Origin of the sequence: Clostridium neonatale (assembly GCF_001458595.1) — a bacterium.
In the GTDB taxonomy this organism is placed as follows: domain Bacteria; phylum Bacillota; class Clostridia; order Clostridiales; family Clostridiaceae; genus Clostridium; species Clostridium neonatale.
The window spans coordinates 1,304,755-1,325,818 of the sequence record NZ_LN890328.1 but is presented as its reverse complement, the minus strand read 5'-3'; the positions used below and the strand labels follow the sequence as shown (position 1 = coordinate 1,325,818).

The 21,064-nt window shown below is 27.9% G+C and carries 18 protein-coding genes and 1 pseudogene; 15 read left to right on the top strand and 4 right to left on the bottom strand.

Going from position 1 to position 21,064, the window contains the following annotated elements; translation table 11 throughout:
* Positions 1–217 precede the first annotated feature (217 nt).
* The 7 genes and pseudogenes from BN2920_RS12970 to BN2920_RS12945 all read left to right on the top strand — a co-directional run bounded on the left by BN2920_RS12970 (position 218) and on the right by BN2920_RS12945 (position 9,546).
* Positions 218–1,255, top strand: a complete 1,038-nt coding sequence (locus tag BN2920_RS12970; protein ID WP_058295423.1) for a DUF4236 domain-containing protein — start codon at positions 218–220, stop codon at positions 1,253–1,255.
* A gap of 55 nt (positions 1,256–1,310) precedes the next feature.
* A complete protein-coding gene (locus BN2920_RS12965) occupies positions 1,311–3,197 on the top strand; it encodes an McrB family protein (protein ID WP_058295422.1) in 1,887 nt (628 codons plus the stop codon).
* Entirely contained in the window at positions 3,172–5,832 is a 2,661-nt protein-coding gene (locus tag BN2920_RS12960; RefSeq protein WP_058295421.1) for a DUF2357 domain-containing protein, read from the top strand. The genes BN2920_RS12965 and BN2920_RS12960 overlap by 26 nt, the downstream gene beginning before the upstream one ends.
* A 238-nt stretch (positions 5,833–6,070) precedes the next feature.
* A pseudogene (locus BN2920_RS12955) lies at positions 6,071–6,901 on the top strand (Rpn family recombination-promoting nuclease/putative transposase).
* 46 nt (positions 6,902–6,947) lie between these two features.
* On the top strand, positions 6,948–7,085 hold the full coding sequence (locus BN2920_RS21430; RefSeq protein WP_157065779.1) for a hypothetical protein: 138 nt from the start codon (positions 6,948–6,950) through the stop codon (positions 7,083–7,085).
* Positions 7,086–7,197: 112 nt separating this feature from the next.
* Entirely contained in the window at positions 7,198–7,515 is a 318-nt protein-coding gene (locus BN2920_RS12950; protein WP_058295420.1) for a nucleotide pyrophosphohydrolase, read from the top strand.
* Between the two features lie 78 nt (positions 7,516–7,593).
* Positions 7,594–9,546 carry a DUF2075 domain-containing protein gene (locus tag BN2920_RS12945; RefSeq protein ID WP_058295419.1) on the top strand — a complete coding sequence of 651 codons (1,953 nt, stop codon included), beginning with the start codon at positions 7,594–7,596 and terminating at the stop codon, positions 9,544–9,546.
* A 202-nt stretch (positions 9,547–9,748) separates the two neighbouring features.
* On the opposite strand, the gene BN2920_RS12940 is transcribed toward BN2920_RS12945, so the two are convergent.
* Complete coding sequence (locus BN2920_RS12940; RefSeq protein WP_058295418.1) at positions 9,749–10,435, bottom strand: DUF6198 family protein; 687 nt, start codon at positions 10,433–10,435, stop codon at positions 9,749–9,751.
* A gap of 402 nt (positions 10,436–10,837) precedes the next feature.
* Between BN2920_RS12940 and BN2920_RS12935 the strand changes: the two genes are divergently transcribed.
* A complete protein-coding gene (locus BN2920_RS12935; RefSeq protein WP_338132745.1) occupies positions 10,838–11,701 on the top strand; it encodes a LysR family transcriptional regulator in 864 nt (287 codons plus the stop codon).
* Positions 11,702–11,902: 201 nt separating this feature from the next.
* On the opposite strand, the gene BN2920_RS12930 is transcribed toward BN2920_RS12935, so the two are convergent.
* Positions 11,903–12,310: a (deoxy)nucleoside triphosphate pyrophosphohydrolase gene (locus BN2920_RS12930; protein WP_058295416.1), complete on the bottom strand. Its 408-nt coding sequence runs from the start codon at positions 12,308–12,310 to the stop codon at positions 11,903–11,905.
* Between the two features lie 594 nt (positions 12,311–12,904).
* Here BN2920_RS12930 and BN2920_RS12925 point away from each other — a divergent pair.
* The 4 genes from BN2920_RS12925 (at position 12,905) to BN2920_RS12920 (ending at position 15,510) form a co-directional block, all read left to right on the top strand.
* Positions 12,905–13,558 carry an AAA family ATPase gene (locus BN2920_RS12925; RefSeq protein WP_058295415.1) on the top strand — a complete coding sequence of 218 codons (654 nt, stop codon included), beginning with the start codon at positions 12,905–12,907 and terminating at the stop codon, positions 13,556–13,558.
* Complete coding sequence (locus BN2920_RS21425; RefSeq protein WP_172437806.1) at positions 13,548–13,724, top strand: hypothetical protein; 177 nt, start codon at positions 13,548–13,550, stop codon at positions 13,722–13,724. Before BN2920_RS12925 ends, BN2920_RS21425 begins: the two co-directional genes overlap by 11 nt.
* 167 nt (positions 13,725–13,891) lie before the next feature.
* Entirely contained in the window at positions 13,892–14,110 is a 219-nt protein-coding gene (locus BN2920_RS21420) for a transposase zinc-binding domain-containing protein (protein ID WP_125149769.1), read from the top strand.
* A gap of 368 nt (positions 14,111–14,478) precedes the next feature.
* The gene (locus tag BN2920_RS12920; protein ID WP_058295414.1) at positions 14,479–15,510 is read left to right on the top strand and encodes a type 1 glutamine amidotransferase family protein; all 1,032 of its coding nucleotides are present in this window, start codon (positions 14,479–14,481) and stop codon (positions 15,508–15,510) included.
* 425 nt (positions 15,511–15,935) lie between these two features.
* On the opposite strand, the gene BN2920_RS12915 is transcribed toward BN2920_RS12920, so the two are convergent.
* Positions 15,936–16,397 (bottom strand): MerR family transcriptional regulator, encoded by a 462-nt coding sequence (locus BN2920_RS12915; protein ID WP_058295413.1) that lies wholly within the window; start codon positions 16,395–16,397, stop codon positions 15,936–15,938.
* A gap of 174 nt (positions 16,398–16,571) precedes the next feature.
* On the opposite strand from BN2920_RS12915, the gene BN2920_RS12910 reads away from it, so the two are divergent.
* The gene (locus tag BN2920_RS12910; protein ID WP_058295412.1) at positions 16,572–17,417 is read left to right on the top strand and encodes an aldo/keto reductase; all 846 of its coding nucleotides are present in this window, start codon (positions 16,572–16,574) and stop codon (positions 17,415–17,417) included.
* A gap of 205 nt (positions 17,418–17,622) precedes the next feature.
* On the opposite strand, the gene BN2920_RS12905 is transcribed toward BN2920_RS12910, so the two are convergent.
* Positions 17,623–18,936, bottom strand: coding sequence for a PucR family transcriptional regulator (locus BN2920_RS12905; RefSeq protein WP_058295411.1), 1,314 nt, complete (start codon positions 18,934–18,936; stop codon positions 17,623–17,625).
* A gap of 317 nt (positions 18,937–19,253) precedes the next feature.
* On the opposite strand from BN2920_RS12905, the gene BN2920_RS21775 reads away from it, so the two are divergent.
* Positions 19,254–19,427, top strand: coding sequence for a hypothetical protein (locus tag BN2920_RS21775; RefSeq protein WP_172437913.1), 174 nt, complete (start codon positions 19,254–19,256; stop codon positions 19,425–19,427).
* 159 nt (positions 19,428–19,586) lie between these two features.
* Positions 19,587–21,062 carry a sodium:solute symporter family transporter gene (locus BN2920_RS12900; RefSeq protein WP_058295410.1) on the top strand — a complete coding sequence of 492 codons (1,476 nt, stop codon included), beginning with the start codon at positions 19,587–19,589 and terminating at the stop codon, positions 21,060–21,062.
* Positions 21,063–21,064: the final 2 nt, after the last annotated feature.

Here is a 21,064-nt window from a genome sequence, read left to right as displayed (position 1 = left end):
ATTACATAAGCAACAGATGTAAAGAAATTTCAAATAAATATGTAAACTTTGGAGTTATACTTATAATAATGTTATTATATTTATTAAAATGTATAAATAAGGTATAATTTGATTGTAATTATATATTTATTCGGTCAAACATAAAATATATAGTTATTAAAGCAAATGCACTCTGATTAACTTTAATATTTATACGATTTAGAAGGAGATGTATATAATGGGATTTAGGTATAGAAAGAGTATTAATCTTGGCGGAGGATTTAGAATAAATCTTAGTAAAAGTGGGGTGGGTTATAGCTGGGGAGTTCCAGGCTATAGAGTAACACGTACTGCAAATGGGCAAACACGAAAAACATATTCAATACCTGGGACAGGCTTATCATTTACAGAGAATAGTAATAAGAATAAAAATTCTATAAATAGGCCTAATAATAAAATAGTTCAAGAGAAAAGAGAGGGATATTCTATTGAAAGTGCAGATATTGAAAATTTTGAAACAGCAGAATATTCAGATTTTATTAATATAATAACAAGTATAGTTCAGATGAATAGATATCTTAATATAGGGTTAATAGTTTCTATAATACTGGGATGTATTATTCCAATGTTTATGATAATAGCTGTCTTATTATGTCCTTTTAAAATATATTTTAGATATTTTAAAAAAGTAAATCTTAGTTATGAATTTGATCAATACGAATCTGAGTTACATTCTAATATAAAAAAGTTAATATCTATACTTCAAGGAAATTCAATCATATGGCAGGTTAATGAAGTCTATAAAAATTCTAATTTAAAGATAAATGCAGGAGCATCAGAATCAATACAAAGAAATATAATTAGGATTTTAAAAAAGTCACCATTTTATATTTCAACTAATGTTGATTGTTTTTATGTTAAATTAAAGAAAGAAGAGTTATATATATTACCAGATAAAATATTAATAATTAGTAAAGGCAAGGTTGGAGCAATTAATGTTAATTCATTGGATATTATTATAGATTCTGTACACTTTGTAGAAAGTGAAACAGTATCTAGGGATGCTACTGTTATAGAGTATACATGGAAATATGTAAATAAAAATGGCTCTCCAGATAAAAGATTTAAAGATAATAGGCAGTTGCCTGTATGCAAATATGGAACTATTTCATTTAAATCTAAAGAAGGATTAAATATACTTGTTCATTGTTCTAGTATAAATAAGACATCAGAATTTTTGAGCTTATCTAATAAAATAATTGAAACCAAAAGTTGAATTTTGAAATTTAATAATAGAGAAAAATAATTAATACAAGCATAAAGGTGACACTATGAAAATAGATGAAATATTAAAAAACATAATGGAAAACTACTTAAGTAAAAAGAAATCAGAACTATATAACAAAGAAAGCTCAATGTTTCAATTCATAAATTATACATCACGAGATGCAATTAGAGATGTAATTAATGAATTGTATTTATCAAATATAGATTTAGATGTTAAAGCATCTTGTGGAGCTGGAGGTTGGACGCGATATCCTTGGATAGCTATTTTTAATCCTAAAATCACAACTACAATTCAAGAAGGAATATATATTGTATATCTTTTTAGTGAAGATATGCAAAGATTGTATTTAACTTTAAATCAAGGTTGCACAAATTTAAAAAATAAATTAGGCAATAAAAAAGCTAGAGATGAGATGCAAAGGGCAAGAGAACATTTTAGAAATGAATTTAATAGTACAATTTTTAAAAGTGATAATGACTTAACAGTTGGTAATAGGGATTATGAAGAAGGGTGTATTTATTACAAGGAATATTCACTTAATGATTTTCCATCAGAAGATATAATATTAAATGATTTATCTGAAATTATTAAAATATACAATGAATATTATTTAAAGGAAATTGAAGGTAAAGCAGATCTAAATGAATATAGAACAAATAAAAATGAAAATCTTGAAAATCCAGATGAAATTGAAGATTTTAAAGAAACTGAAGAAAATGAAATTATTTCAGATTTCAACACAAATGAAGCAATTGACCATATTTATGATTTTATTAAAAATGAAGGATTTTCATATGAAAAGACATTAATTAAAAATTTATACATTTCATTAAAAACAAAACCATTTGTAATTTTATCAGGAATATCAGGAACTGGTAAAAGCAAGATTATAGAATTATTTGCAAAAGCTCTTGGTGCTACAGCTGAAAACAAAAGATTTAATTTAATTCCAGTAAAGCCAGATTGGTCAGACAGCACAGATCTTTTAGGTTTTAGAAATATAGAAGGAAATTTTAATCCAGGTATAATAACAGAAATCTGCTATAATGCAATGCTTAATCCTGAACTTCCTTATTTTATATGCTTAGATGAAATGAACCTTGCAAGGGTTGAATATTATTTTAGTGATATTCTTTCACTTATGGAAACAAGAAAACTTAATGAAGATAAAGAAATTATAACAAATTATCTTTTAAAAGAAGAAGCTATTGGAAATGATAATGAAGCTATAAGTAAATATGGTGATGTATATATTCCTCAAAATGTTTATATCATAGGAACAGTAAATATGGATGAAACTACATTCCCATTTAGTAAAAAAGTTTTAGATAGAGCAAATACAATTGAATTTAACAAAGTAAATTTAAATTATTCATTTAAACATATTTTTACAGAAAATAATATTGAACCAAAGACTTATCACAATGATTTTCTTAAAAGTGAATTTTTAAAGATTAAGGATTGCATTGATTATAAAGATATTGCAAAAGATATTATAGACAAGCTTATTAATATAAACAATATTCTTGAAAAATACAACTACCATTTTGGATACAGAGTAAGAGATGAAATTGTATTTTATATGATTTATGCAGATAAATATAAGTTATTAGATGCTGATGAAGCTTTTGATATTTGTATTGTACAAAAAATTCTTTCTAAAATAAGTGGAAGCAGTGATGATGTTAAAGATGTTTTAATTGATCTTTTTGAAGAATTTAACTCAGGATATAAATTTGATAATAGAGACTATATAGAGAACGGTGAATTAAAGAAATTAGAAGATCTAATTGCAGCAAAAACAGAAAATACAGAACAGTTACAAATTGATAATAAAACATTTAAATGTATTTATAAGTCAAGCAGTTTAAAGTTAATTTACATGATTAGGAGGTTCATACGTGATGGATTCACAACCTTCTGGCAGTAATGAACTTATATGTATTGAAACACAAAATGTTATTTTTGTTCTTAAAGGTGAAAATTATGGACATGATAATGGAGAATTTAAGGCTGTATATGATGAAGATCACATTTCAAGTGATAATATTCAATATATAAAAGGGCTGTATCTTAAGGAATATTCTGATTATGAGATAATAATACAAAGTAAGAATAAAGATAATAAAAATATAGAGTTCTATCATGATAATCTAAATATTAGAAAAAAAGTTACTAGAATAACCTCAAAAAGTCAGGATTTAAGTGGAATAATTAATTTTAAAGGTGATATTGGATATACTGATTTAATAGTAAAGGTGAATAATAAGGAAGAACTTAAAATTACACTAGAGGTATATCCAAGTAAGATAAGCTATAAAGAAGATTATCAAGCTATACTTAACGATGTAAATGAAGAAATATATAATTTAGCATATGGATTTTTATCTAGAACATATATGTCTACACAAATCATTAATAAGAAAAATAATAATGATAGTGAGTTTTACAGTATATTAGCATATGTTTTTGATAAACTAATACGCTCAATAGATATTATATTATGCAATCCAAATCATATGCTTCAAAAAGAGGAAAGTATAGTTAAATATCATAAAGTTAGAAATGTAAGTAATGAAAGTATTAAATATTTAGAAAAAAGACCTTATTTATTGAAAAAGGTAAATAATTCATATGTTCCAGAAAAAGCTTTAGTAGTTAAAAAGATAGTTAGTGAAGATACAAAAGAAAATAGATTTACAAAATTTATGTTAATTAAGATTATTAAGAAAATTGATGCTTTTATAATAAAATATGATAAAAATAAAAAAGATGAAAATGTAACAAAAAGATATAAAAGTAATAAAGATATAGATGTTATAGAAAAATTAAAAAAATATAAAAGAGAAATCAATAAAAGACTTAATACATCATTTTTAAGCAGAGTATCTCCACAATATAATGAAGCAAATTTATCACTTGTATTTTCCATGGGTAGTGGATATAAGGATTTGTATAAGTATTATTTGATGCTGCAAAAAGGATTAAGTATAAATTCTAATATTTTTACATTATCAATGAAGGAACTTTCAGTATTGTATGAATATTGGTGTTTCATTAAGATAAACTCATTGCTTAAGAAAAAATATAAACTAATTTCTACTGATGTTTTAAAGCTAAATAAAGATGGGGTGTATGTTACTTTAAAGAAAGGAAAAGAAGCTTCCTTTAAATATTTAAATCCTAAAACTAATGAAGAGTTTATAGTATATTATAATGCTGGAAGAGATTCAAAAACTGTATCACAAAAGCCAGATAATATACTTTCTATTTGTAAAGATGGAACTTTAAAGGCATATGAGTTTATATTTGATGCAAAGTATAAGATTGATACATCATCTAAATATAAAGAAAAATATAATACACCAGGTCCAAAAGAAGAAGATATAAATACAATGCACAGGTATCGTGATGCTATAATTTATGATTATAAAAAAGATAAACTTTTTCATAAAAACTCATTAAAACTTGAAAATTCTAAAGATCTAGGTAAAGATGAAATTAGTAATATGGATACATATTCTTCAAAATATTTAAAAAATGAAAATTTAAAAGAAAATGTAAATTTATTAAAAGATGAATATTTATTGAAAAATGAGGATTTACTAAAATGTGAAGATTCATTAAAGAATGAAGAATTGTTAAAAAACGAAAGTTTATTAAATAACAATGATTTCTTTGGTAATCACAAAAACATAAATAACTGTATTTTTGGAGCATTTGTATTATTTCCATATGATAATGAAGAAGAATTTAAAAATCATAGATTTTATAAAAGTATAGAAGAGGTTAATGTTGGAGCATTTCCTTTTTTGCCTTCAACTACAGGTCTTATGGAAAATTTCTTAGATGAGCTTATTAATGAATCATCATATTCAACATTTGAAAGATCAATAGATAAAATAGGAAAAGACACATACTTGAAAGATGAATACTTTAATGAGCGAAATGTCCTTGTTGGAACATTAAAAGATAAAGAGCAGTATAATATAAATATTTCAAATAAGTTCTATCATATGCCAAAGAAAAATATTAACCTTGTAAAAAACAATATAAAATATATTGCATTATATAAATCAAAAAATTTCTTTGGTGAAGATTCAGGAATTACATGCTATGGGAAAGTAAAAGAAATCAATGTACTTAAAAGAAATGAAATAACTGAAATACCTAAAGCTTCAGATGAATTATATTGTAGATTTGAAATTGAAGAATGGATAGAACTTTCACATAAAATAATTTCAAATGGTTTTCCATTAAGAAGACCTATTTATACAACATTCTATCTTTTAAATAATGCAAATACACTTGAAGAACTTTGCATTAAAAACAAAGAAGAATTTAGACTTTGGATGGAACTAAAAAGATTTACAAAGGATGATGTTATGGCGAAGGTAAATAAAGAAGCTGGAAATATTGAAGCATTTGATATTGATGGAATTAATGTTATTGTTACAGATACAGCTGTAAAAAGCATTAAGGGGAATATGGTTGTGGAAGTTTCTAAGGATGAGTTTAGAAGAAGGACTGTGAGAAGTTTGAGGAGACTTTTAGGTAGCCTTTAGGTGACTGTCACCATTCATGGTGACAGTCACCTCCCGGAAAATGTCGATTAAAATACAAATAGTTATTATGCCTTGAGTTTTCAGGGCTATTTATTTTAGCTTATTGAAGAATGTATAAGTCATAATATATAATAATGATAAGAAAAAGATTATATATTATAAATGCGAAAGATTATAATTTAATGTAATATGGCAATAATTTTACTAAAGATAAAAAAGAGACAAAGGAAAACTTAATATGAATAAAACTTTACAAGAACTGAATTTAGAAGATGATTTCCTTTTTGCAAAGGTTATGAGTGATAAGGAAATATGCAAAGAGTTTTTAGAAAAGCTTCTTAACATTGAGATAGACAGAATTGAAATGCCGGAAAATCAAAAGACAATAGATCTTCTTTTAGAATGTAAGGGAATAAGACTTGATGTTTATGTTAAAGACGAAAATGATACAGTATATAACATAGAGATGCAAAGAACTGATAATAAGAATCTTGGAAAGAGAATGAGATATTATCAAGGAAATATAGATATAGACTGTATCTAAAAAAGTCAAGATTATAGAGAACTCACAAAGTCATATGTTATATTTATATGTACTTTTGATTATTTCAATGAAGGGCGTCATAAGTATACTTTTGAAAATGTATGTTTGGAAGATAGTAATATAAAACTTAAAGATGATGCGCAAAAAATAATATTAAATACAAAAGGATGTATTAATGATCTAGATATAGAAATCTTAGAATTTTTAAACTATGTTGAAGATTCAACTGATGCGGTAGCAGCTAATGCGAAAAGTGAACTTGTTAAGCATATACATGAAAGAGTAAATGCAGTTAAAAAAGATAAAAATATGGAGGTGGAGTTCATGACTTTATTAGAAAGAGATAGAGAGAAGATAGAAGAGGGGAAAACAGAACTTCTTCTAAAACAACTTAATAGAAAATTTAAAGAACTACCTAAAATTTATGAAGAAAAGATAATGAATTTATCTGAAGAAAAGGTTGAAGAAATTGGGCTAAACATTTTTGATTTGGAAAGTATTGAAGATTTGAAAAAGTTTTTTTAGATGAAAACTTTTAGTTAACAACTTTAAATGATTAATGAAGATGCTCATGAATTTTAATAATGATACATCTAAAAGGATAAACAAAAAAATGGCTCCAAATGAATTAAAAGGAAAAGCGATACAGATTAAGAAGTTTGTTTCTATTGAAGTGAAAAATGTTAGAGCTTATAGATGTGGAATTTAATGAAACTAAAGTCTTAGAATTTACTAAGGCTTTTTTTGCATATAATCTAAAATTTTATTCAGTAAATGATATAATAAAAGAAACAAATATGTAAAGATAGAGGTTTAATAAAATGCAAAAAACAATAGAAAGAATAAGAAAATTCAGAAATGACAGAGACTGGTCTCAGTTTCATACACCAGCAAATTTAAGTAAAGCAATATCAATAGAAGCTGCTGAGCTTTTAGAAGAATTTTTATGGGATGAAGAAAACTATAACAAAGAGCATGTATGTGAAGAACTTGCAGATGTTTTAGTTTATTGTGTACATATGGCAGATTGTCTTGGTGTTAATATTGAAGAAATAATAAATAACAAAATGGATAAGAATGAAAAGAAATATCCAGTTGAAAAAGCAAAAGGAAACAGTAAAAAATATACTGAGCTATAGTGAAGGTGACAGTCACCTCTCGAAGAATGTCGATATATAGACTTATAATATTTAATAACCATTAAAGGAGAGCTTAACATGATTGTATATGAAGCAAGGAAAAAGGATTTTATGAATCATGTTACAAACGATGAAATCAGTATATTAATTGATAGAGAATACAAAAGAAAAATAGGAAAATCTAGAGAAAATGAATTTAGGGCATGGGATAATTCTATGCTGTATATGTATAAGGCTCTTAATACTAATGATATCCCAGATGATTGTGGTGTAGCAATTGAATACAGAATACCTGCAACATCAAAACGAGTTGATTTCATTTTGACTGGACTTGATGAAAATGATAAGGAAAATGTTATAATTGTTGAACTTAAACAGTGGAATGAATTAGAATGCATAGACGATGAAGATGGAATTGTTAAAACTGTAATAAACAGATCTAAAAGAAGGGTATCTCATCCTTCATATCAGGCATGGTCATATGCAAGTCTTATTGAAGATTATAATGATTCTGTAGAAAAAGAAAATATTGTACTGCACCCTTGTGCTTATTTACATAACTATATAAAGAATATTGAAAATGATCCACTTGAAAATGAAGTTTATGATAATTATCTTAATAAGGCTCCAGCGTATACTAAAGGCGATGTTATAAAGCTCAGAGAGTTTATCTGTAAGTTTGTTAAAAAGCCAGATCAAGGTAAAGGTATTTATTATATTGAAGGTGGAAAAATAAGACCATCAAAATCACTTCAAGATGCACTTAAGATTATGATTGATGGAAATGAAGAATTCATAATGATTGATGATCAAAAGGTTGCTTTTGAAAGTATTATGAAAACTGTACGTAAATGTATTAAAGAAAACACAAAGAGAACAATAATTGTAAAAGGTGGACCTGGTACTGGAAAGTCAGTTTTAGCAATAAATCTTCTTGTTAAGATATGCAATATGAGTTTAAACTGTCAATATGTTACTAAGAATGCTGCACCTAGAAATGTATATGCAGAGAAACTTAGAGGAAATTATACGCAAAAATACATTAAAAATTTATTTAAAGGATCTGGAGTATATACTGATACAGATGAGAATGAAATTGATGTATTAATAGTAGATGAAGCACATAGACTTAATGCAAAATCAGGTATGTTTAAAAATATTGGTGAAAATCAAATTAAAGAAATTATAAATACTGCTAAGGTTTCAGTTTTCTTTGTAGATGATAATCAGAGAGTAACATTAGATGATATAGGAAGTGTACATGAAATTGAAAGATATGCTAAGTTATTAAATGTAAAAACAAGAGAGTTAGAATTAACATCACAATTTAGATGTAATGGATCAGATGGATATATATCATGGCTTAATGATGTATTAGAAATTGAAGATACAGGTAATTTTGATGGCTTTGAATTTGATTTTGATTTTAAAGTATTTGATAATCCAAAAGAAATGGAAGAAGCAATTAAAGAGAAAAATTTAATTAATAATAAAGCAAGGCTTTTGGCAGGATATTGCTATGAATGGAAAACTAAAAAGAATATAAATTCAAGTGAAAGTGATATAGAATTCCCAGAGTATGATTTTAAAATGAAGTGGAACCTGAATAATACGCAGACATGGGCAATTGATAAAGATTCGGTAAATGAATGTGGATGTATACATACATGCCAGGGACTTGAATTTGATTACGTTGGTGTAATAATTGGACAAGACTTGCGATTTGAAAATGGAAAAATAGTAACTGATTTTACTAAAAGAGCAAAAGGTGATAAAAGCTTAAATGGCATAAAGAAATTATATAAGGAAAATAAAGAAGAAGCCTTAAGAAGAAGTGATGAAATAATTAAAAATACCTATAGAATTCTTATGACAAGAGGAATTAAAGGCTGCTATATATGGTGTGAAGATGATGTACTTAGAAATTATTTTAAAGATAGATTGAATCACTTTAGTTCTCAGATAAAAGCTAAAGATATAATGGTTGGTGACAGTCACCTCTCGAAAAATGTCGATAGTCTTCCAATATAGTAAAGGGTAACATTGAAACGTTATGAATAATCAATTATAATAATGGCAATAATCAGAACAAAAGATAAACACATATGAAAATAGTGCGTAAACAGCTACTAAATTCATGCCTACAAAAAATATATAGCTTCTTGTTAAGCTGTAAATTTATTCAATAGATTACTATAATCAAGAAAAGCATAATTTAGTATCTAAGATTAACTTAGACACTTAAATTATGTTTTTTTGAACCATGTGAATTATTTAAGGATGTTAATCTGTAGAATTTTACATGATTATCAAAAAAGCCTTGAACAATTGAAACAGTTTTTCCAGTAGTAAATGCACATATAACTGTACCAATGCCAACACCAACTGCTTTATGAAGTATAAATAATGAAATTATAACAGTTGTAGTTAAGCAGCATAAATCAAAGGTTGTCTTAACATATTTGTAGGGTTTATTTAAAATAGCTGATAAATCTCTTGGAAATGTATCAGTTGGTATAATTGGAAGCATACTATTATTAGATAAGCATATTCCAAATGCTAATATGAAAAAGCTTAAAATAAAGTAAATAATATGATAAGTTAAAGAATCAGGTAAAAAGCAAACCCATAATTCATGAACATCTATCATTTTCCCAAAAGCAATACCCATTAAAAAAGAAAAACTATAACTTAAATTAATTTTTCTACTTAAAATCATTAAGGATATTACTAAAATTGTTTGAAAAGTATAATTCCATGTTCCAAAGCTTAATATTGTAAAAGCTTGACTAAATACATAAGGAACTGAAGAGATAGAAGATATACCAAAATTACTTTTGGTCATTAAGGCAATACCAAGGCTGTTAATAATTACTGCTGTAAATAGTGCTAGCTCTCCTGGAATTCTGATTTTTTTCATAAATAAAGCCTTCTTTCATTAAGATAAAAATAACTGTAATTAAGGCACATGAAAATAAATAATACATGTATACTGCTCTATTATTTTTTGATTGTGTCTAATACTAATTAATTATATGAGATATTTTTCATAAATTCTAATGATTTATTTTATAGAAATTCATTCATTTTATTTATGAATTAATATATAATAATAAGGCATTATCAAAAAAATAACAAGTCAATCCACCTGCCTATTTTCCATCATACTGCGTCACCAGATTACCCTAATAGACCCAGCTATGAGGGTAATCTACTTCCTTGTCTGATGAAAAATATCCTCGGCATATTTGGACTTGTTATTTTCTTTCATATGCCTAAATAATATTTTAGAAGGGACTTGGAAATATTGAATTTATATCATTTGCGATATTTTGTTACTTTAGCACAATTAGAGCATTATGGGAAAACAGCTGAAAAATTAAAAATAACTCAGCCAGGCTTAAGTCATGCTATAGCCTCTTTAGAAGAAGAATTAGGAGTAAAATTATTTGAAAAAGAAGGTCGAAATGTTGTATTAAATAAATATGGAAAAATGTTTTATAATGATGCTAGTAAAATCATCAGTATGTTAGATATAAGTGTGAATTCCTTTCAAAACATAAGTGAAGGTGGAGGAAACATAAGTTTATCTATGATAAAGCCACTTGCAATAAAGGATATTCCAAAAGTAGCTCATGATTTTTTAGACATAAATAAAGACAAAGAAATTGATTTTAAATTTTATACAGGAGTGACTAAAGATATTGTAGAAGGCTTAAAAAGTGGAATTTATGATATTGGTTTCTGCTCAAAAATGGAAAATGAAGCAGAGGTTGAGTTTGTACCAATTAAAAAGCAAGAAATGTGTGCAGTAGTGCCATATGACCATCCATTGGCTAAATACAAAGAACTAAACTTAAAAGATACAATACCATATAAACAAATCATATTTTCTAAAAGTAGTGGATTAAGACCTGTAATAGATGGATTGTTTGAAAAAATAGGAGAATACCCTAAAGTTTCATATGAAGTTGAAGAAGACAGCCTAATTGTAGGACTTATAGCTCAAAACTTTGGAATAGCAATCCTCCCTAAAATGTATTCAATTCAATACATAAATGTAAAAGCAATTCCAATAATTAAACCAGATTGGGAAAGCTATTTCTACATAGCTAGGATGAAAAACAGATACCACTCACCAGCAGCAGATTCTTTCTTTAAGTACGTCTGTGAGAAAGGATTATAATAATATAAATCATGATTATAATTAAGTAAATATTAAAGAAGAGAGTGAGAGATATTCAGACAGTTGTTTCAGGCTACCTTACTATTTCAGAAGGCCTTAAGCACTAAGTTAAGCGTATGCTAAAAGCTGTAGGATGTTACGTTATATATTTAAAATGTAAATATAATGAATTACGAATTATTAAATGCAGCAGCCCAATGTCTATATGGCAGACTCTGTTTCGCTTATTAACTTCATTACAGCAGGAATATCTGCAGGAGCCCATTTTAAAGAATCTAAATTTTCTTTTTTTAGCCATATAAGCTTTGAATGCTCATTTGCTGTAGGAGTACCAGACATTAGTTTACACTTTATAGTAATTAAGTTAACTATAAAATTATCATATTCATGAATATTATCATTAAAAATGCTTAGAGCTTCAATATTACAATTTAACTCTTCTTTGATTTCTCTTTCCATAGCTTCTTTTAATGTCTCATTATTTTCAACCTTTCCACCAGGAAATTCCCACATGTTTGGCGTAGACATAATTGGAGAGCGTAGAGCACAAAGTATTTCATTATTTTTATTTTCAATAATAGCCCCAACGACTTTTATAATTTTTTTCATTTCTATATCAAATCCTTTTTAAATAACTTTATACTAAAATTTTCATTTTAGACAAGTTTATCATAAGTAAAATGTGTAATGCAAATTTATTAAAAAGTGAGATTTGATAAAAAATGAATATTTATTGAAAAATAAGAATTTAATAGAATATGAATATTTATGAAAAAACAAAGATTTCTTTGAAAATCATAAAAACATAAATAACTGTATTTTGGGAGCATTTGTGTTATTTCTTTATGATTATGAAGATATAATAGAGTTTGATAATGTAAATGTATCGTTAATTTAATATGATTATGTTGATTTATTATAATTATGGACATTATTATAATAACAGCAGAATTTTTAAGTTTATTTAATAAGATAATTGAATCTAAAAGATAATATTATTATAGAGGAATGTACTTAAAAAAGTTATTAATATATCTTTTTTATGAAAAATAATGGTATACAATACAATAAAGGGAAATAAAGCTTTTAAATGATATAAAAATAAGCAAAAGCTCTAAAATATCCGTAATTTTTTTACGGATATTTATCACTTGTTATTGATTTCAAGTTTTAAAAATGTATAATTTATGATAGAGTGATATAATGCTCAAAAAGTTTGAAGTCAAAGGTTTTAAGAATTTTAACCAAAATATAGAACTAAATTTTTCGGATGTTAGAGATTATAAATTCAATGAATGGTGTATTCAAGATGATTTACTTAATAAAATAATTATATATGGGAAAAATGCTTCAGGAAAATCAAATATCGGGTTAGCTTTATTTGATATAACAACACATTTAACTGACAAAAATATAACACCAGGAGTGTATGATTATTATTTAAATGCTGATGAAGAAACAGAATATGCTGAATTTCATTATATATTTAAATTGGAAAGTGGAGAGGTTGACTACTTATATAGAAAAAAAGATATAAAAAATTTGTTATATGAGAGAATCTCAATAGATGGAGAGGTTTTGATATCATATAATTATGAAACGATGAGCGGGGATCTTGAAGGAATAAAAAAGCTAATGCCTTCATTAAATTACGAATTCCAAGATAATAGCGTTTCAATATTGAGATATATAGTCAATAATACACCATCTGACAGGGTGATGCCACTTAAGCAATTGATGCGCTTTGTAAATAATATGTTATGGTTTAGAAGTCTTGATGAAAATAGATATATTGGTTATAAAACAGAAAGCTCTAATTATACAAAATTTATGCAAATCATTATTTTTGATTCATAAGCAGGTTATAGAATATGAAGATGCATTAAGTTATTTAGATGCAGTTGATTTTAATATTATATTACAAGAACAGTTACATAATCTTAAAGAACAGGGATTTGTATATGTGGTTTGTACATGTATATTTTTTATAGCAGATTATGATAAAAAGCTTTTAAATTCATAATTATTAAGCTTTGAGTTTTCAAGGCTTTTAGGTGATCTTCTGGGTGACAGTCGTCTCCACCATTAAAATCCACGAAAACACATTGACAATTTTGTCGATGTGTTTTTTTTATTACAAGGATTTTATAATGCTTTCAAAACTGTGGAAAACTTGTTTATAATAGTGATATGAGTATATGCAGACAATACGAAAGTGACAAAATCATAAATAAAATATTAGTAAATCACTTCGATGAATTTAGAAAATTGAAGTGGCATAGAGTTAGAAAAGAAATGCGTGAGCATATAATAGATATCGTAGAACGAGCTTTAGATTGTGGAAATATAGAGAAGGGATATTTTAAACATAAATGTCTAGAATGTAATGAAGAATACATTCTGGTATGAAAATAAAAAGCCTAAAGAAAAAATAACAGTAACTATAAGATGTATAAATTATAGGCAAAAAGGAACAATATTAATATTCTAAGGAGCTGATTAAATGTCTAATAAGATTAAGTATGTATTGGTAAGGGGGTTACTATCAATAAACCCAAAACCTGGTATCTGTTAGGTTTCGGCGCAAAGCCTGCTGTATATTTATAAAGAATGTATTCGGCAATCATATCTACGACAATTTTGTTAAGAGTTTCATGTGATTAATATAATCACATGATGGACATTCCAATTTAATAATAGAAATCCAAGTAATAATTGAGCCATGTTTGGATGAAAGATATATTTCAGATATAGTAGGAAAAAAGGAGGAAACATTCATGAAAGAAAAAAATAGTACACAGCAATCGCTTGGAAAGAAAAAAGCACTAATTGTTATATCTTCAAATAAGATTTTGCCGCTTGTTGAACCTAGTGGTCATCCAGGTATCTCAACAGGGTTCTTCCTCGTCGAAATGGCAAAGATATTGCAAAGTTTTGGTGATGAGTACGAATTCGTTTTTGCGACTCCCGACGGTCAACTTCCGCAGTTAGATATCAATGGGATGGCACTATTCTTTCACGCTGGCGCAGGCCTGGGTGCAGCTATGGGATTATCAGGCGTAGCACAGGCTACTCTGTTTAACGTTGACAAGTTCCGTAAAAGACGTCCGAAGCTTATTGCTCGCCGCCAAGCTGAACTGGAGACCGCTTATAAGCTCCTTGGAAACATCCCTGTTTCAGATCCACTTCCTAATACTGACAAGGAAGCCAAGCATATACGAGACAGTATCGTAAAGAAGTTCAAAGCATTGCCGAAGTACAATTACTATTCGGTGAGAGAATTAGTCGAGAAGAACCGCGACCCTCAAGATCCGTTCAAACTCCGCGATTTTACATTTGTCCACATGCCCGGTGGGCATGCACCGATGGTTGATTTTGTTGATAGTCCCTATATGGGCGAACTGCTAAATACACTGCACGAAGAAGGAGTGCTGATTTCACTTATCTGCCATGCACCTGTTGCTATGGTCTCGGCGAAGTACCGTGTTTCCGCTGATGGTAAAATTTCGACCACCAGTGATCATAATTTCAAAGGGGCACGACTGACCACCGTATCCAAGGGTGGAGAAATAATGGCATTGACGCTTGCATACCCGAAAGTTCCCAGGAAGAAGACTCGGGTGGCATATTACGTAGACGAGGCACTAAAAGAAGCCGGTTATCAGGTTGAGAGCACTGTCAATCCGAGTGCGGTACAGGTGGTCTTTGATGAGAAGGCAAATCTGCTGACCGGCAACGGTCCGCAGTCAATTGACGCCCAGGCTGCCAAACTGAGGGAAATCCTTGATAGTAAACAACAGTTGAAATAATTTAAAAGGCTGAGAATAGCTATGAATAAAAATATTATAGGGGTATTCCATCTTAAGTGCATTGAGTTGGAATACTCATATACATACTCGTGGGCTATTGATTTGTTAATCAATAAGTAGTCAAGTATTTAGCATGAAAGATTTATGGAATCACTATGAAAAACTCTGACTTACGGACAGTTAATAACAATATAATTGGAAATGTCTATTTTATAAAAAATATTCTGAAAAACATAAAAGACCACCTTTTTATTAAAAAATCCAGAAATTAAACTATAAAAGTATAAATTAAGAGAAGAGAAGGTAACTTAGCATGGCTAAAAAAAGAATTGTTTAATTTGCAAAAATAATGATTTATTTAACAAATGCAATATATTAGAGAGTCATCAAGAATATAAAATTATAATATTGCAACATATTTTTGTTTAAGAAACATCATGTTTGGTCATAATCTGAGACTCAGAACTATTTTCTTGTGATTCTGAGCTGGAAATGCTCCATGTTCCAGGATCACTATTATCTGGGATACGATGATTCATTATATCCAGATACCAGTTTGCTTTATGGGTAATATAATTGTATCTTTCATTCATTTCCTTTAACTGTTTCTCTAGTTGCATCTTTTGTTCTATAATTATTTCATATCTTTTATCTAAAGTGGATTCTCCCTGCAAGCACAGATCTACATAGTCCTTGACGGCTTTTATAGACATACCAGATCCTCTAAGATTCTTTATGCCAATGAGCCAATTCTTAGAATTTTCATCAAAAAGTCTGTTTCCATTCTTATCACGTTTTAAAGTAGGTACTAATCCCATATCTGTGTAATACCTAACTGTATGTTCACTCATATTAAGGAGCTTTGAAATCTCTTTTACTGTATACATTTTTACCTCATTTCCATCGTCAAAGACGAAAAATTTTTCAATGTAACCTCTTGACTTAGAGTTACTCTAACGGAATACAATAATTTTAGCACAGTAAATTCAGTTGTGCAAAGATAATTCTGCCTAGGTTAAATAATGAATGGCAGGAAAAATTATAATAAAGGAGAGATTATGATGAAATATGTAGAATTAAACAATGGTGTTAAAATGCCAATTTTGGGATATGGAGTATTTCAAATTGCAAATCAGGCAGAATGTGAAAGATGTGTACTAGATGCAATAGAGGTAGGTTATAGATTAATTGATACTGCTCAGGCCTATGGTAATGAAGAAGCTGTAGGAAAGGCTATTAAAAAATGCAACGTTCCAAGAGAAGAATTATTTATTACTACAAAAGTGTGGATTTCAAATGCTGGATATGAAAAGGCAAAGAAATCTATTGAAGAATCATTGGAAAAACTTCAATTAGACTATTTGGATTTAGTATTAATACATCAGCCATTTAATGATTATTATGGAACTTATCGTGCAATGGAAGAGCTATATAAAGAAGGAAAACTTAAAGCAATAGGTGTAAGTAACTTCTATCCAGATAGATTAATAGACATTACTCAGTTCAATGAAGTTGCTCCAGCAGTAAATCAAGTTGAAACACATGTGTTTAATCAACAAGTAAAAGCTCAAGAAGTAATGAAAAAATATGGCGTTCAAATTCAAGCCTGGGCACCTTTTGCTGAAGGAAAAAATAACTTCTTTAATAATGAAACATTAAAAGAAATTGGAGATAAATATAATAAATCAGCTGCACAAGTTGCTTTAAGATATCTTATTCAAAAAGGAGTATCAGTGCTTCCTAAAACAGTTAGTAAGGAAAGAATGATACAAAATATAAGTGTATTTGATTTTGAATTAACTAAAGAGGATATGGATTTAATTGCTACTTTAGATAAAGCTGAAAGTTTATTCTTCTCACATTATGATCCACAAACAGTTGAATATTTAACAAGTCTAGCAAGATAAATCTAATTATTAACATATATAGTAAAAACTTTCTTAGATTATAGAGAGTTTTTACTCTATTTTTTAAATTTATTTAGTCTACTCTTTTTTACTATCATTGACAAAGGGTACAATTTAGATAGTATGGGTATTTTAAATTTATAAGTACTCATATGGATATTCATATAATTATAATAGTTGATTTTAATGCAAGGCAGTTGTATTTCTATAATATAAATGAATGAATAAGCAAAGCATTATATAAATTAAGTTTTGTAAATGAATCTGACAATGATACATTTAAAATATCTTCAATACGGTTTATTCTATATTTTATTGTGTTTCTATGTATATTTAATGCTTTAGAAGTATTAATAATATTGCAATCATTCTTAAGATAAACTTTTAATGTTTGTATTAAATTACTTTTGTTTTTCTTATCATGAATAATAAGAGGATTAAGCATTTCATTTCTATAATTTTTTAATAAATCCTGTCTTTCAATTTCAGAGAAGACTTGAAGAATTCCAATTTCATTATAAGAAAGGATTTTGCCCTTGTGTTTAAGTTTTGTGCATAGAGAAATACACTTTGAGGCTTCATTAAAGCTTTTTTGTATTTGATCTATTGAAAAATAGCATTTTCCAATTCCTATATTCATGTTTATATAAGGATATTTATTTAATGTCTCTGTAATAAATTTATTTAGAATTTCATGGCATATATTAGGATCATTGATGGTTTTAAAGTAAGTATTATCAGCTATATTAATTTTATTATTTTCATTAAAAAGATTGTGGCTGAAATCATCATTACTTTTAAATTGGCTGTCATTATTCATAGGTAGATTATGCTGTGAGCTTGTATAAAGTCCTACAATATTATTACCGTAGTTAGATAGAACAACATTAAAGTTTTCTTCATTAAATAGAGATAAAAGAAAGTTTTTTAAGTCTCCTATCTTAAATTCATCAAGAGATGGTTTTGATTGCTCATTTTCTGAATTATTAAAGAAGTTTATTAAAAAAACACTTTGACTAAGATTTAAAGGATAGTCAAGCTCTTCAGCCTTAAGTAATAGTCTTTCTTTATTTAAATCATTCCCAAAGATTATACTGGATACCAAATCATCTCGACTTTGGCTTATGCTGCTGCTAAGAACAATGGCATGTCCTAACTCTTCGAAAATATTAACAAGTGGTGTGTTCCAGCTTATTAGAAATATTGGAAAGCCCTTTTTATCACAAAGCTTTATTGTAGTCTTCGGGATGGATTTAATATAATTATCTCCAACTAATAGAAGTGCTCCAGAAAGATTTAATTCTATAGCTTCAGAAATGAGATTTGATATATTAAAATCTTTTTTATCAATAATTGCACCACTTATTATTAAAAGCTCATGACCTTTTACCCAGTTTTTAAGGCTTAGGCTTTCAGCTTTGTATGCCCATCTAATTACATTATTTAATCCTTCGCTGCCACATAAAAGTTTTACATTAGTAAGTGAAGGAAGAGTGAATAAATCTTTGCATTGAAACATAAAAAGACCTCCTAACATTTGTTATTATTCTAATTTATTAGTATATACTTGTCTAGACTTTTACCATATATTTTGTTTATTATTAACAATAAGATTTTAATATTTTTGTTCTTAGTGCATAAAAATTTAATAAAATTTGACTGAAAAATTCTATTAGATTAATATTTAGGTAAGGAAAATTTAATATAAACAATGGCGTTTAAATAGATAGAGCAATGAGGTTCTAAGTAGAGTAGTTAACTTTACTTAGGGCCTCTTTTTTTACTTGTAGGAGATTGTAGATTTTAGCAGCTAAAAATAGTTTGGTACAGCTATTAATGCTGAATGAATCAAGATTCAAAGTAGAATTTATAAAAGATTATTACAAGTGTGAAAAGGGGGGAATATTAATGAAAACATGGGAAATAATGATTGGATTTCAGGCTTTGACAGCACTGATTTCTCTAGTGTCAGTATTAATATTTATGTTTAAAAAGGATGAGATTGTATAAAAGTCAACTCAATATATGAGATTAAGCGTAAGGTGGGGAATTAATAAATAAAGACTATGGTATAAATTATGTATTTTAGAGAGTAATGAAATTGTTGATATATGGAATTTAATTAAAGCAAATAATCATTATATTGAAAAAAGTAAAGGAGGAAATAATATGAGTTTACAAACAATATCAATTATATTTTTCGTTGGATTTTTAACATTTGTTGCTATTGTAGCATTTGTTTCAAGTAGAAATAATGGAGGTCGAAGTGAGAGTGCTGATGTTGAATATTATTTAGGAGGCAGAAGTACACCTACAGTTGTTCTTGCATTTTCATATGTGACATCATCAATAAGTGCAGCGTGTTTTATGGGTGACCCAGGAATAATGTCAACTATGGGATGGCCTTACTACTGGGTTGTTATTGCAATTGTTCCAGGACTTATAATTCCAGCAGTTTTTCTTATGAGAAAGATGAGACTTCAGGCTGAAGCTTTAGGTTCACTTACAATCCCAGAATACCTTGGGCAAAGATACAATAGTGATACTTTGAGGCTAATAATTGCAGGAGTTATTTCAGTATTTTATATATTCCCATTAGTAGCTCAGTTTAAAGGTGCGGCAATACTTTTAGAGAGCTTTACTGGAATCTCATTTAATACAGGACTTGTAATTATAACATGTGTTTTGATTTTTTACGTTATTGTTGGTGGTCTTCGATCTGTAGCATGGACAGATTTTGTTCAGGGACTTCCAATGCTTGTTATAACAATTGTGTTATTAATTGTTTCATTAAAAGCAGTAGGTGGATTTGATGGACTTGAAGCAGGACTTGCAGCAATTGATCCATCAATGTTAAATGTTGTTCAGCCGAGTGTAAAAGGTGCTGAAATGCCTCTTACAGGAGTTATTGGAAACTTTGCATTCTGGGGGGTTACATTTATAAGTCAGCCATACCTTTGTTCAAGATTTTTAGCTATACCAAATGTAAATAGAAAAACAATAGGGACCTTTCTTATTACAGCATTGGTTTTAAGTGTAATTTACAACAGTTTTTATATTGCAGGATTAACAGGAAGAGTTTTATTTCCAGATGCAGCAGCTGATTATTTAACAGTAACAATGGCAATTAACCTACTTCCTAAAGCAGGAGCAGCATTTATGATGGTTGGAATATTTGCAGCTATGATGTCAACAGCAACTTCAGTATTATTAGTAATTGGGCAAGCAATAGGAAGGGATTTTTATTCTAAAACAATAAATAAGAATGCAAGTCCTGAACTTGAAGTAAAAGTAACAAGAATAGCTGTTGTGGCAGTTTCTTTAATATGTATGATATTTAATTATATTAATCCTCCAGAATTCTTATCAGTAGTTTTGTATCTTGGATTAAGTGGTATTGGTTCATGCATAGGTGTTCCTTTATTTTCAGCAATAGTGTCAAAGAAATCTACTAAAGAAGGTGCAATAGTATCATCAATACTTGGACCTATAGCATATATGATTATCACATATGTAATTGGACTAAACTTTTGGTTCTCATGCCTTCTTGCAATAGCTATTTCAGGGGCATCAATGATTATAATTTCAGCATATGTAAACAAAAAAGCATTAGAAATCGAAAAAGGAAAATTTGATATTGCTTAATT